We start from the raw sequence: 13,478 nt of genomic DNA on the forward strand, positions 1-13,478 counted from the left end.
TTGTCCAAGACGTTTTTTAAAAGAACTCAAGTGTCCAATGTCCGTATAACTAAGCGGAATGAATATCTTTGGCTCAGCCCGGGAGAGAGGCCTTAAGCAATGATATTTTTCCATACGAACCATGAGTTCTTTTAAAAAATTTCTCTTTATTTTTACTTTTTTGGCTTATAAGCCGCTTCATTAATCCCTTAATAAAGCGGCTTTAAACTTTAGAAGCTAAGCCTTAAAAAGTATACCTGGCGCCTAACTCATAACGAGGTTCGGACTCTTCACCAAAGGTAAACTGATTTTTATTACGACCGTGTTTACGGATATCTTCCCCGGTAAGATTGATCCCGGCAAAAGAAACCGACAGGTTCTCATTGACCTGATAACTGGCACTCACATCAATCTGGTCGTAAGCTTCAACAAATTCCGGCTCACCCGCACTGCGATTGGCATCTTCCAGGAATTTATCACGCCAGTTGTAGGCAAGACGCACGGTAATGTCGTCTTTTTCATAGAGCAACACCAGGTTGGCGGTATCACTTAACCCCTGCAGGGCAAACTGCACTTCATCGGAAGCAACATCAAAGTTAATATCCCCTTTGACTATGGTGTAGTTGGCCTGCATGCCAAAACCTGTGTCACCGAAGAAATGCTGCATGGCAAATTCCCAGCCGTAAACCTTGGCTTCCTTGTTATTGACCGGCGCGTTATAGCGGAACATCATTTGCGGATCATCGCTGTTGGGCAAGATATCGATGGCATCTTCAAATTCCAGCGCCGTCATCGAATCATAAGCCACGCCGAGTTCATTGGCGGCGACCATGGAAAACAGCTGGGTATCATCCGGGTTGGTGATGCCAAGAGCGGCTAAGTCAGCCATCGCCTGCTCGGCGCGCGGACCGTTGGTAACATCCCTTAAGTCAAAGAAATTGGCAATAAGCGGCTCGGTGCCGACAAAGTTTTCCACCCGTTTTTCAAAGTAACCGGCTGAAACATAGCTGGTATCTTCAAAATACCATTCTACCGACAAGTCCAGGTTGTCGGACTCAAGCGGCACCAGTTCCGGGTTACCCGAGTTGGCACTGCCGTAGACCTGATCATCAAGAATGGTCGGCAGGGCCGGACCGCCGTTAATCGCGGTTTGCGCATCTAACTGGCCATAGCTGGGACGGGCGATGGTTTTACTGTAGGAGAAACGGGTGATCACGTTTTCCACCACCGTCAGGTCAAAATCAAAGCTGGGCAGCAGGTGATCATAGCTGTTGCTGACGCTATAGCTTTGCGCATCGGCAAAACTGCCTTGTATGACCTGGGTATCGTTATTACTGTCCCATTGTATCGCCGTTGGTATTGCCGATTTGGCGGATGATTTCGAATCCGTGCTTTCATAACGTAAACCTGCACTCATATGATAAGGCATACCGCCTAATTCACCGTCGAGGTTCACTTCAAAATAAAGTGCAGTAATGTCTTCTTCAATTAACCTGTTGTTGGACTCGTTAGGGTTACGGCCAAATTCCAGATCATATTTATCTGCCGCCCACTGGCCAATTTCTTTGGCATCACCGCGAAAGCCCTGAGTCCAGCCGTCTTTGATTTTATAGTCGTCAAGGGAGTCGTTAAAGTCGATAGGGTCAAGAAAACCTTCGGGTAGTTCACCGGCATTTGAGGCGCTCCAGCCCCCCATGGTCTGGTTACCGGTATTCGATTGAATCGTAGTATTTTCCATTTTACGCGATTCAATACCAAAGTTGATGCTGCCATCTTCAAACTCATAAGCACCGTCTAAACGAATTTGCTGAATTTCATTGTCGTTATTGGAATAGGCCGTTTGCATCATAGTGGTGCCCAGATCAGAGGCATCAAGCAGGCCGTTACAGTTGTAACCCCCTACCCCGTCCTGGGTGGAAACCCTGGGATCACAATCATCAAATACTACCTGCATCGAGGGTAACCCGCTGCTGCCGTAGATAGCCCCGACACTTTTATGGACATTAGAACCTATACCTACGGTTAAGGCATTACCATATCCTTCGGTGGGTTTACTGACAGATTCAGAGTCATGAACATCCAATACCAGGGTAAAATCGTCGGTCACTTCCCAGTTGACATTAAAACCCAGGGATTTGTCTTCGGTGAGGGAATTGTAATGTATCTGCTTGAGTGCAACATCACGCGGCGCATTTTCATTACGGTTTTCAATATAGACTTCCGGGGTCGGATTTAAACCTTCGGTAAACTGTGCCGTGCCGACAAAAGAGTCAAACCAGCCGGAAAGATCCGAGGAATGCACTTGCGAGTCGAGTTTGGTATAGGTGTAATCTAAAGTAGTGGTGATATTATCAAGCGGGCGATATTGCAGGGTTAACTGGGCATTGGTACGTTCGCGCTGGGTATCTTCAAGGCGATAGGCAATATCGGAAGGTAACTGGTAAGCCTCTCCCATTTGTGGAGCATTGGTGATATTCGATGCCGGATAAGTCACACCGTCTACCGTATAAGCTTCGTTGACTTCACGGTTAATGGAGCCGTCATAAATACGGTTGCTCCAGTTATTGATGGTGGCGCCGGTAGCACTGCTGTGACGCTCGGAAAAACTGCCGTTGAATGAGGCGCCAAACACTTCTTCTTCATCGGTCCAGCTGATCAGGCCGGAAAACTCCGGGGTCACCTTGTCGTTATAATCCCTAACGCCGTCACGGACACTGGTATCATATAACGCCTTAGAGCCGAAACTGGTTTGCAGCCCGGGATTATCTAATGGCTTGGCGGTATTAATATTAATAGAAGCCCCTATGCCGCCGGTCGCAATGGAGGCCTTACCGGTTTTATAAACTTCAACGGATTTAATCGCATCGGAGGCGAGGTTTTGAAAATCATAAGCCCGGTTGTCAGAAGCATGTCCCCCTTCGGGCAAAGATGACGCCGGCATGGCACGGCCGTTCAGGGTAACCATATTAAATTGCGGACCAAAACCACGTACCGTTACCCGGCTGCCCTCACCATTGGTTCTGTCTATGGAAACCCCGGTAATACGCTGCAGCGACTCCGCCAGATTGGTATCGGGAAATTTACCGATATCTTCTGCTGAAATGGCATCCACCACCCCGCTGGCATCCCGCTTTAAACGCGTGGATTCCTTGATGCTGGAGCGCATCCCGGTTACCTTTATCACTTCTATTTCTTTTTCCGCCTGTGCCTCGGCATTCACGGTAAAAGCAGGTACAACGGTCGCAGCACCCAAGATCACCGAAAGCGTGGTCGCCAGCTTATTTTTCTTAAACCTTCTTTGAATCATGTTATTTCCCCGAGCTAGTCAATCATTATTATTGTGGGTATCCAGATCACTTTTTTAACTCAATTTTATTCTATGCACCCAAAAATGAAAGCGCTTTCAGTTTAAGGTAAAAAAAATTACTGTTACAGCTATTTTTCACTTTTCAAAAATGAAAGCGCTTACATAAAACTAATTTAAAAAGCCATTGCCGTCAATATAAAATTAAACATTGTGGATGTTTTATAAACAAACAAGAGCTGCATTATTTTTATACCGTTGAAATAAAATGCTTATTTATAGATTCAAGCAAAATTTAACAGCTCAGTAATAGGATTGCTGCACTTGATGCCACTGCTCACTCTTGATCACAGACAATATCAGCGGGTTCAGCTTTTGAAAAAGTTCGGGGTAATATTTAGGCACCAGAATACGGCGATAAAACTTATTGCTAAACGTGTTTTTTGAAAAGTACAATTTATCGGCCCAGCTTTTATTGTCAGCCAGTATCGACATTAGGGTGGCATGACCTATGATACCGATATTCGCCCGCTTTAAGATGATCATTTCCAGCAGCCGGTGTTCATTTTCAACATCAAAGCGCTTAATTTTTTGCTGATATACCAGTTCATCAAGTCCAACATAGTAATAACCGGTAACGCCGACAAAGATGTTGCCAATCATGGACTCCGGGGTTTGGTATTCAAAGGATAAGTCAAGCGACGATACTACATCGTCATAATCTTCAAAAATGGCCTCACTCCACAAGTATTTCGTCTGCTCTTTATCTTTAAACCACAAAGGGATGACACCAAGGATAATGCCGTCCAAACTGCCCTCGTGCAAATTCCGGTTCAAGCGCTTTCTCGGCATATAAATCAGCTCAAAACGGTAACTTTCAGACTTACCGTTTAACTGCTTAACCAAATCAAAATATAGCCCTTTCCCGCGGGAAAGATCTGTCACATAAGGCGCTTTTTGATGGGCAATATACATATTGATAACCTGCTTGTTGCCGGCGGCTAAGACGCGGAAACCGCCTGCCCCATAATGGACCAACACTATGAACAACAGCACAAAAAATTGCAGGTTTTTAGCGGACATTAAGCAACCGGGACCAACTTAGTTTTGACAGTGATTAATCATTAGCTTAGCAAGGTATTTTGTTTTCGTTACCTTCACCGATAAAAGATTAACCGGCAGATTTTTCTCGTTGAAAATTTTAAATCCGCCAGTTGTTTTAACCTGAGAATAAGGCTAGTATCAAAAGCCTTCACGGAGAATATTTTGTAGTGCTTTATAACGCCAAAGACGGCGTTATAACTATATAAATAAGACAAATCAAAGCGTTACAGAAAATGGAATTTTGTATTATTAAAATAAACAAATTCACCAATCTAACGGGGAAATATTTAATGATCGCAAAAGAACAAAGAATAAAGGTCGCTAAAGAAAGATTTTTATCTGAGCATCCGGAATTACAACATAAGCTGTTAAGCCTGAGCACGACTGATGCCGACAACCTGGCCCTGAGCCTGGATGAATACCGGGATATAAAACTCAACCAGGAATTTAACCACCACGCCAAAGTTCACGGTATCAACGCCTCAGATCTGGTGATAGATCTTTGCGCCGAAAGTGAGCAGGAAAAACAGGCCATGTATCAGGAGCAACACCAAGAGGTCACTTCACACTAACCATAATAACTTTACACCGGGTTATTACTGGCCCGGTAATTCTTTCCAGGCCCTGTTTTCTGAGTCAAAAGTTATCTTACTAACCTGACAACACAGCTACTCGCCAGGCAATAACAGACAAAGTCACCTCAGCTAAACCCCTTTAAAGCCATATCGGGCAATTTTTTCCAGCAATTCCCTGTGTCCGGGCAGGTGCTGTAAATATTGCGCCTTAAGCTGCTCCCCCTTCATAATATGTTGCCTGGCAACATCCTCCTCCAGTGCCGTTAAGGCATAAGCCGCTTCACTGCGATAATCCATACCCGCCAGGATATATTGATAACTGTACAAGCTAAAAATTTCATGATGGCGGGGAAATTCATTTTTTGTCGGATAATGGCAAGACCATAAGCTTAACAGCTCTTGTAGGCTATCCGGGATAGAATCCCGATGGCGGTTATCGAGCCAAAAATCAGTATCACGGCGCTGACTCAAGACATAATGCAGCTTTAAAAAATCAATGATCCGCTGCCAGCGGTAGCTAAATTCCTGATTATAGCGCTTGGCGATAACATCCATGCCCGAGCGGTTTGCGGGTAACTGCAAACAAAGCCAGTCGGCAGCAAGTTCAACCTGGACGATAGCAGAAGCTTCCAACGGCTCAAGAAATCCCGCCGATAAGCCCACTGCCAGACAGTTTTTTTCCCAGGCATGGCTGCGGTAACCGGGTTTGATGGGAATTTTTTTAATCTCAACTCCTTTAAAATCATGCCCGAGATATGCTGCCAGTTCCTGCTCAGCCTGAACTTCTGAGCAATAGTCACTGGAATAAACATGCCCTATGCCCCTGCGATTCGTTAAACCTATATCCCAGATCCAGCCCGCCGCTGTCGCCGTCGATTGCGTGACGCAGGCTATCGGGCTGTCGGCTGCCGGATAAGGGATTTGCACGGCAAGGGCGGTATCGGCAAAAAGAATGTGCCTTTGCCCGATAAAAGGCACCTGATAAAAGCCGCCAAGCAACAGACAGGCAAAACCGGTGCAGTCGATAAAAAAATCTCCGCAGATATCGCCATGATTTTCTGTGCTGACCGAGGCGATATCACCGTTTGCTGCGCCATTCACTTTCACCACTTCATCGAGTACATGAGACACGTTAAATTTTTCCAGGCAGTGGCGCTTTAATAAGGCGGCAAACTTACCGGCATTAAGATGATAACCGTAATTGACCACTCCGGCATATTCCGGCGTAGTGATCTGTTTAGGCGCCAACCCCTGCTGACAGATCTCCACCTGGGGACAAACAGCCTTGGCAAAAGAGCCTTGTCGTGGCGAGTGCTGAACAAAGTGCATCATATCGAGATCGTCATAACCCAGAGGCAGGGTAAAGGGATGATAATAGCTGTCATCCATGTTCCCGCTTCGCCAGCCATTAAATTTTGATCCCTGCTTAAAGCTGGCATCACATTCACGCATGAAGTCACTTTCACTCAGTCCTATCGCCTTTAACGTGCTTCTCATGCCGGGCCAGGTGCCTTCCCCGACCCCGACCGGTTTCACCGAAGGAGATTCCACCAAAGTGATCTTCACCGGGCAATCTGGTGAGGTTTGATATTTTGCCGCCAGGCGACTTGCCATTAACCAGCCTGCCGTGCCGCCACCGACAATAACAAGGTCGCGGATATCATCAGTTTTGTTTTCTACCATAGAAAGCCCCAAAAAAATCAAAAGATTAACCAAACAGCCAAAGCTGCTCCCAACCAGTCCGACAACATCCGAAGAATAATTCTGCGATCAAGAGTGTTGAAGTTAGTTTTAATTATGCCACAAATGAAAGCGCTTACAATAAAATCAAAACCAGCTTAGAGAGATATGCACTTAAGATCAAGATGTTTAATTAAACGATTTTCTTCAAGGTAAAGTAGAGGTAATATGTTAGCCAAGGCGTTATATTTCCATAATAAAAATAATATGCAGACAAACTGGAAAACACGGAAGAAGTCCCTGGCATTCGTCACGCTAAGCAGCTATTTATTACTGTCCAACTGGGCACAAAGCGGCGGGCTGGAACAACTGTTAATGCAGCTGCTGGACTCAGTTTTATATACCTTGCTGGGGATCCTTGGCGCTGTCTTTGCCAATCTATCCGGCGCCGGTGGCGGCGTGGTCTTTATTCCGGTATTTAACTCCTTAGGTTTAAATGAGGCCCAGGCTTTATCCACCAGCTTTACCATTCAATGTTTTGGCATGACCGCCGGCGCCATTACCTGGTGTTTGCATTACCGTAATGCCATCAAAAACACCGGTGTAGAAAAAGCCCCTGAACAATTAAGCCACTGGCAGGCATTTTTACCTGTGGTCGCCATTACCTCGCTGTGCTCGGTGGCCGGTATTTATAATGCCTATACCGGCGATTTTACCCCGCCGGGCAGCCTGCCAAAACTCTTCAGTATTTTCTCCATCGCCCTGGGCGCAAGCTTGTTATTACAACTTTTGCTCACCCGGCGTTCATCGCAAGCCAATGCCCAGACAATGCCTGGCGGGCTGAAAAAAATAGATTATCTTTGCCTGCTCTTTATCGGTTATTTCGGCGGAATAATCACCGCCTGTTTATCTGTAGGGGTAGGTGAACTGTTAGTGTTTTACCTGCTGATCAGAGGTTTCAATATCCAGCTGTCACTCGCCTGCGCCATCGTGGTAACCGCCATTTCCGTGTGGTCGGCCACTTTGACCTTAAATGGCTTAACCACCGGCTGGATCAGTTATCAGCCGGTATGGCAACTGGCGCTTTATGCCGGACCGGGGGCCGTTATCGGCGGCCTGGTGGCCAAAGCCCTGGTGGCAAAAATTCCACCGCTGCGGCTTAAATTCCTGCTGGCGCTATGGATTTTACTGATGGGACTGGCCGGCTAAACCCTAGCCGGCTAAGCCCCAAAGCAAACAGCAGAAAAACAAGTACGAAACAGACAAATCCCGCCGTCATTGCTGCCTCAGCAGAGGTCGGCAAGGGATAGTTTCGACTAAAATAAAGCGCTATCAGCTATAAAGAGCCGTCAAGCTATAAAGAGCCATTGCCCGCTCCCCAAAGGGGCTTGAGCGTTATATCCGTCAATGATAAAGCGACATGGCAGCCGCTAACTTATCAAAAGCCAATAAAACAGACGCTTAGTTAACAGGTTAACAGCTGCTACATGCTTAATTAAACAATCACCCGTTCAGGGGCCCTGCCCCTTAGGACCTGAAAGATGAGCACCATTTTAAAAAACCGCAGCCCGGCAGCCCGTTCGTTGCCAACTATATCGATGAAGCCTTTAACGACAATATCTTTTTATGGGACATGAGTTTTTCCACCATGTGGGGGAATTATGGTCATCATATTTTCCCGGTCATCCGGGGCTTGGACAACTTCTGCCGCATGCAACTGCCCGATGGTGAAATCATGCGAGAACTCGGCGAAAAAGACGGACAGCTGGGCGTTAAGGGCTGATCGGAACCGGGCACACCGGGGAATTTAAACCACCCGATTTTGCCCTGGGCGGAACTGGCCTCCTACCGTTTCACCGGCAATAAATCCCGTCTCGCCAATGTCTACTTGCCTTTAGTAAAATACCGGGAAAGCTTTAAGAAAATATATCATGCCCCCTCCGGCCTCTGCCTGACCGACAAAGCCGCCATGGACGACTCTCCCCATAATACGCAAATGCTGGCGGCTATCAATGTCGCCGCAGAAATGGTGATTTTTAACCGCCAGCTGGCGCAAATCGCGACCATTATTTGCTCAAACACGCCATAGGCATCAGGGCATACGCCCCGGAAAATGAAGTGGTATGGCATATTAACAAAACCGACCGGCACGGCATAAAGAACTTAACCTTTGGTGAAGGCAATCATCGTAATAGCATTTCATTAATCGCGGCGAAGCGCCTTTCAGCTGACGATAACCTACAGGTTAACGCCAGCTGTCTCCAGCCTTTTACCCTCAAGGTGATCAGTTACAATAACCAATACCGTTATAAAATTCATTGTGATCAGGCAAGCTCAAAAACAGTGCTGGATATCACAATAAGCAAACAGAATAAACCAGCCTAGTGAGGTTCGGCATAACTCGGGCCGATAATCCGTTGCAGCTCTCCACTTGCCCTTAAAATCTTGATCCCTTGATTAAAAACTTGAAAAAAACGTTCAGGTACGCCCTTACAAGCCAAGGCATCATTATGAACCGCCACCGGGAAAGCTTTATTATGCGGATAGGGCTTCATTTTATTTTGTGCAAATAACAGATCCGAATCGGGAAACCAGCCAAGCGCCGCTTCTATCCTGCCGAGCTTAAGCCGGGTCAGGTTTGCTTCCAGGCTTGCGGCATATTGCACATTAAATTTTTTCTTATCGATCGATTCGATAATATTATGACTGAGCGGCATCCCCATGCGTATCCCCACTTCTTTACCTTCAAGTTCACTTAGATGCCTGAAAGGCTCACGGCCATAATCACTGAAAATAAAGATCTTGGCCACTGCCATCGGTTCTGTTTCTCTGATTTCCTGATTGAAATCATAAAAGTTACCATCGGTATTACCCGGGCTGAAACAGCAATGCTCACACCGGTCAAAATAAACAAGCGATCTTTTCGGCGGCAAAGGCTCTATTTTAATAATGAATTGCCCTGCCATGATTTTTTTAATAATCACATCATATGCCCCCTGGCCATCCGGGTTATGCAATCCCGGGATATCCAGGGCAAAAATGGTGATCACTTGCTCCGTGCTATTACTACCGGACTCTTCATTAACAAGTGCGTGAGTTAATACACTAAAAATAAAAATAGATAACGTCAGGATTTTGTAGACAAGCAAAATACTACTCACAGCCGATAGTTAGCCCTGCCAATAACTACTAACTATAATGCCTAAACTTCCCGATTGCCGTTTTGCCGGTTAAAGAAGCCTTTATCTCAATATCGGCAACAAAAAAACCCGGCATGATCACCGGGATTTTTCATCTATCATCCAAGATAGATATTACATTGGCTAAAGGTATTGGCTAAAGGTACCGGCTAATAAAGCTTTCGCCGCTTTTCTCGGTAAACAACTCGTTAACGGCAGCTGCTCAAATTGCTCAGCAGTCACCTCAACCGCCACTGACATCATTTTTTCACTATTACGGGATACTTCCACATGGCAACGAATGCCGGTTTCATGTTCACGATAGAAAATCTTAACCTCATCGGCACGATTAATCAGTAGCTTATAGGGATAACCCTGAGCGGAATAAACTTTATCTGCATTCGCCTGCGCGATGGTTACCACCAATACAGATGTCACAAATATTGCTATCGCGGCTAAATATTTCATAATAACCTCAATTAAAAATAACTAAACCCGGTTATTAAATTAACGCTTGTTTTCCTGTGCTACAAACGATATAAAATTAACAACAGTTAAGTTTTTCTTAAGCCATGAAATCATTACCACCACTAAAGTCGTTACAGGTCTTTCTTTTCGCCGCCCGAAGCGGCAGCTTTAAAGCTGCCGCTGAGCAGCTGTTTGTTACCCAGGCCGCAGTGAGCCAACAAATTCGCCTATTGGAGCAACATCTAAACTGCAAGTTATTTGAACGGGAAGCTAAGCATACCCGCCTCAGCGCCAAGGGAGCGTTATTGCTGCCCTATATTGAACAGGCCTTTGAACAAATCAGCTCAGGGGTCCATGCCCTTTCCTTTGAGCCCAATGCCAATAACTTAAGGATCAGCGCACTGCATTCCACCACCTCTTTATTGCTGATCCCGAAAATTCATGACTTTCAACAGCACCATCCGCAGCTCAACATCCAGTTTTCTCCCAATAACCGCCTGGATTCTTTTAATGATACCGATATTGATATTGCCATTCGCCGGGGGCTGGGCACTTACCCCGGGCTTGAAAGCAAAAAACTTATTGATGATGTCATTATGCTTGTCGCCTGTCCCAGGCTATTACCGGCAAACAAAACGGAGCTGACAAGCATTTTAGCAATCCCCCTGCTTGAAGATACCAGTAGCGATATTGAAGAAGCCGTTGAAGACTTCTGCCTGAGGTACCAGGTAAAACGTGACCAATTGAACGCTAACCTCAAAACCACGGACGCCGTGCCTATCATTCAAAATGTGCTGGCAGGTCGGGGGATGGCATTTGTCAGTAAAGTCCTGGTGGCGGAGCATATAAAAAACGGCAATTTAGTCAATGTGCTTGATTACGCTTATATCACGCCAAAAACTTTATACCTGGTAGCGCCCGCCCATCATTTTCACTGGGAGAAAATCAAACGCTTTGAAGCCTGGCTAAAACCTCTGCTGGAAAGGCATATGGCCATTAGTAGTGATGAGTATTAAAACAGCGCGGGATTATTTTCACTCAAGACTTTACTTAAGACCTTACTTAAGGCCTTACTTAAGAAAAATAACCCCGGTGCCTGCTTAAAAGTAGATTTATTTGCGGCGATTTTGTTTGCGGCGAATGTACAAGGTACGGTTAACCTTGGCCACAACATCCCCCTGGGCATCTTTGACATAAACCGGTAATTGCGGCAGGTATTTGTCGCCATTGGCGGTATTTTTGATGATGTCGTCCAGCAAGGCTTCACTGATCAGAAAATCAGCCGTCACCAGCCCCTTGCCCGGTTTGATATAGTCAATATCTGCCGATTTGTCCCAGACAACATAATCTTTACCAAGCTGCGCCATCAACATCAGCATATAACAGGGATCTGTCATGGCATACAGAGAGCCGCCAAAATGCGCCCCCATGGCATTGGTGTTCCATGGCCGCATGGTCAGTGTCGCCTGCGCCGACCTATAATCTGCTGACAAATGCTTGATTTTAATGCCGCTAAAAAATATCGGCGGCCATAAATTAAGCGCCCAACGCATCATCCAGGCTTTTTTAAACATTAAATTCATTGAAAACTACCTAATAACAACTTTTTATCCTTCAATACAACTCATCGTACCAGGTGAATTATCATCAATTCATAGAATAATTACTACTAAATTTACGCGAAAGGCAACAAAGGCTTTTAACCTATGCAATAACCCCCTATAATTTTGCTCATAAAAAAATTATCGTTCAGAGACAGTAGATGCCAGATCAAAACGAAGAGCTAAAAAGAGCCGGTTTAAAAATCACCCTACCCCGGATCAAAATTCTCAGCATTCTTCAGGACCCTAAAAATCAGCACATCAGCGCTGAAGATGTCTATAAGATTTTATTAGATCAACAGGAAGAAATTGGCTTAGCAACCGTCTATCGGGTATTAAACCAATTTGATGATGCCGGGATCGTCACCCGTCACCACTTTGAAGGAGGCAAGTCGGTTTTTGAATTGTCCCATAAAAAACACCATGATCACCTGGTGTGTTTAAAATGCGGTAAAGTGGTTGAATTTGAAGACGATACCATTGAACAGCGCCAGCTGGACATTGCCAAGTCCCACAATATCAAGCTGACCAACCACAGCCTGTACCTTTACGGCGAGTGTGAAGATACCCAGGCCTGCGAAGCATACCGTAAAGAAAATCACTAAAGATTTGTTTTAATAAAAAACCGGCAGTGCCGGTTTTTTATTGCCCCCTTCTTCCGGCTTAACAAAACACGCGACTGCTCGAAAGCATTCCCTGCGATTATCCCGACGGCTATCGGCAAAAGTTTACTCACCATCAGCAAGCAGCTGTACAGTAGGGCAACAGCCTTCAAAAGACTTCTGAGAACGGTGAAATTCAGGCGATAGCAAACCAGCAGGAAAAATATCCGTACATAATACCAATTGCATTAAGTAAATGACCAAAATTCGGTGAAGATAAGTTTTCAAGAAACCCCTTTATCGTTCCAGACTAAAGCTAAGCACCTGCATCCATGCAGGCGAGACGTTTGATTGAGCAATAGCAAGCTATTGTGATTGAAAGCAACGCAGGACTTGGAGATTTAGACCATCCGAAGATGGTTAGATATTTAATAAAATTGGTATAAGATAACCTGTATGAGCTTGCCCGGGTTCTGCACTATGATTGCCCTTGGCCCGCTCCCCCGTACAATTTGTTTTTAAACCTTTAATTATCTTCAAGGAAACCCTGTGAACGGAAAATGTTTATGCGGTAAAGTCACCTTTGCCATCACCGGTACACTCCCCAACCTTTACCAATGCCACTGCTCTTTGTGCCGCAAATTAACCGGTTCATCCTCGGATAGTGCGATGTTTTTATCCCGCGAGCAGTTTTCATGGCGCTCGGGAGAACAACTTATATCCTCATACAAAACCGAGACCGGATTTAGATCGGATTTTTGTCAAAATTGCGGCAGTACGGTGCCCCACCTGATGAACAACCAAAAACAGTACTGGATACCTGCAGGTTTACTTGAGGGAGAGAGCGACATTAAGGTAGCCGCCCACCTGTTTGTCGGCTCCAAATGCCAGTGGGACATGATCGGCGATGATGGCATACAATATGAGGAAATGCCGGATATGGCAACCTTAGATAAAGTCTTGCAGCGGGAGCAGTCTTAGCCTGG

13 protein-coding genes are annotated in these 13,478 nt (G+C 45.6%); 7 read left to right on the top strand and 6 right to left on the bottom strand.

Features of this window, described 5'->3' with window-relative positions; translation table 11 throughout:
• Nucleotides 1-223: 223 nt before the first annotated feature.
• Together SG35_RS19870 and SG35_RS19875 are read right to left on the bottom strand one after the other, a co-directional pair.
• Nucleotides 224-3,286, bottom strand: coding sequence for a TonB-dependent receptor (locus SG35_RS19870; RefSeq protein WP_044835137.1), 3,063 nt, complete (start codon nucleotides 3,284-3,286; stop codon nucleotides 224-226).
• A 300-nt stretch (nucleotides 3,287-3,586) separates the two neighbouring features.
• Nucleotides 3,587-4,366 carry a hypothetical protein gene (locus SG35_RS19875; RefSeq protein WP_044835136.1) on the bottom strand — a complete coding sequence of 260 codons (780 nt, stop codon included), beginning with the start codon at nucleotides 4,364-4,366 and terminating at the stop codon, nucleotides 3,587-3,589.
• A gap of 311 nt (nucleotides 4,367-4,677) precedes the next feature.
• Here SG35_RS19875 and SG35_RS19880 point away from each other — a divergent pair, with 311 nt between their 5' ends.
• Entirely contained in the window at nucleotides 4,678-4,959 is a 282-nt protein-coding gene (locus SG35_RS19880) for a DUF6388 family protein (RefSeq protein WP_152646773.1), read from the top strand.
• A gap of 132 nt (nucleotides 4,960-5,091) precedes the next feature.
• On the opposite strand, the gene SG35_RS19885 is transcribed toward SG35_RS19880, so the two are convergent.
• Nucleotides 5,092-6,645 (bottom strand): tryptophan halogenase family protein, encoded by a 1,554-nt coding sequence (locus SG35_RS19885; RefSeq protein WP_044835134.1) that lies wholly within the window; start codon nucleotides 6,643-6,645, stop codon nucleotides 5,092-5,094.
• Nucleotides 6,646-6,870: 225 nt separating this feature from the next.
• Here SG35_RS19885 and SG35_RS19890 point away from each other — a divergent pair, with 225 nt between their 5' ends.
• From SG35_RS19890 to SG35_RS19900, 3 genes are all read left to right on the top strand, one after another.
• The gene (locus tag SG35_RS19890) at nucleotides 6,871-7,851 is read left to right on the top strand and encodes a sulfite exporter TauE/SafE family protein (RefSeq protein ID WP_053043330.1); all 981 of its coding nucleotides are present in this window, start codon (nucleotides 6,871-6,873) and stop codon (nucleotides 7,849-7,851) included.
• A gap of 613 nt (nucleotides 7,852-8,464) precedes the next feature.
• A complete protein-coding gene (locus tag SG35_RS19895) occupies nucleotides 8,465-8,731 on the top strand; it encodes a hypothetical protein (protein ID WP_044835133.1) in 267 nt (88 codons plus the stop codon).
• Complete coding sequence (locus tag SG35_RS19900) at nucleotides 8,713-9,027, top strand: hypothetical protein (RefSeq protein ID WP_044835132.1); 315 nt, start codon at nucleotides 8,713-8,715, stop codon at nucleotides 9,025-9,027. The genes SG35_RS19895 and SG35_RS19900 overlap by 19 nt, the downstream gene beginning before the upstream one ends.
• On the opposite strand, the gene SG35_RS19905 is transcribed toward SG35_RS19900, so the two are convergent.
• Nucleotides 9,024-9,803: a transporter substrate-binding domain-containing protein gene (locus tag SG35_RS19905; protein ID WP_152646772.1), complete on the bottom strand. Its 780-nt coding sequence runs from the start codon at nucleotides 9,801-9,803 to the stop codon at nucleotides 9,024-9,026. The two genes, SG35_RS19900 and SG35_RS19905, sit on opposite strands and share 4 nt — an antisense overlap.
• A 162-nt stretch (nucleotides 9,804-9,965) precedes the next feature.
• Nucleotides 9,966-10,289: a hypothetical protein gene (locus tag SG35_RS19910; RefSeq protein WP_044835130.1), complete on the bottom strand. Its 324-nt coding sequence runs from the start codon at nucleotides 10,287-10,289 to the stop codon at nucleotides 9,966-9,968.
• 104 nt (nucleotides 10,290-10,393) lie between these two features.
• On the opposite strand from SG35_RS19910, the gene SG35_RS19915 reads away from it, so the two are divergent.
• Complete coding sequence (locus SG35_RS19915; RefSeq protein WP_044835129.1) at nucleotides 10,394-11,305, top strand: LysR substrate-binding domain-containing protein; 912 nt, start codon at nucleotides 10,394-10,396, stop codon at nucleotides 11,303-11,305.
• Between the two features lie 96 nt (nucleotides 11,306-11,401).
• Here the strand turns inward: SG35_RS19915 and SG35_RS19920 are convergent, their stop codons facing one another.
• Nucleotides 11,402-11,872 (bottom strand): DUF4442 domain-containing protein, encoded by a 471-nt coding sequence (locus SG35_RS19920; protein WP_044835128.1) that lies wholly within the window; start codon nucleotides 11,870-11,872, stop codon nucleotides 11,402-11,404.
• A gap of 179 nt (nucleotides 11,873-12,051) precedes the next feature.
• Here SG35_RS19920 and fur point away from each other — a divergent pair, with 179 nt between their 5' ends.
• A complete protein-coding gene (fur, locus tag SG35_RS19925; RefSeq protein WP_044835127.1) occupies nucleotides 12,052-12,495 on the top strand; it encodes a ferric iron uptake transcriptional regulator in 444 nt (147 codons plus the stop codon).
• A gap of 546 nt (nucleotides 12,496-13,041) precedes the next feature.
• Complete coding sequence (locus tag SG35_RS19930) at nucleotides 13,042-13,473, top strand: GFA family protein (RefSeq protein WP_044835126.1); 432 nt, start codon at nucleotides 13,042-13,044, stop codon at nucleotides 13,471-13,473.
• Nucleotides 13,474-13,478: the final 5 nt, after the last annotated feature.

The sequence above is a fragment of the Thalassomonas actiniarum genome, from assembly GCF_000948975.2.
In the GTDB taxonomy this organism is placed as follows: domain Bacteria; phylum Pseudomonadota; class Gammaproteobacteria; order Enterobacterales; family Alteromonadaceae; genus Thalassomonas; species Thalassomonas actiniarum.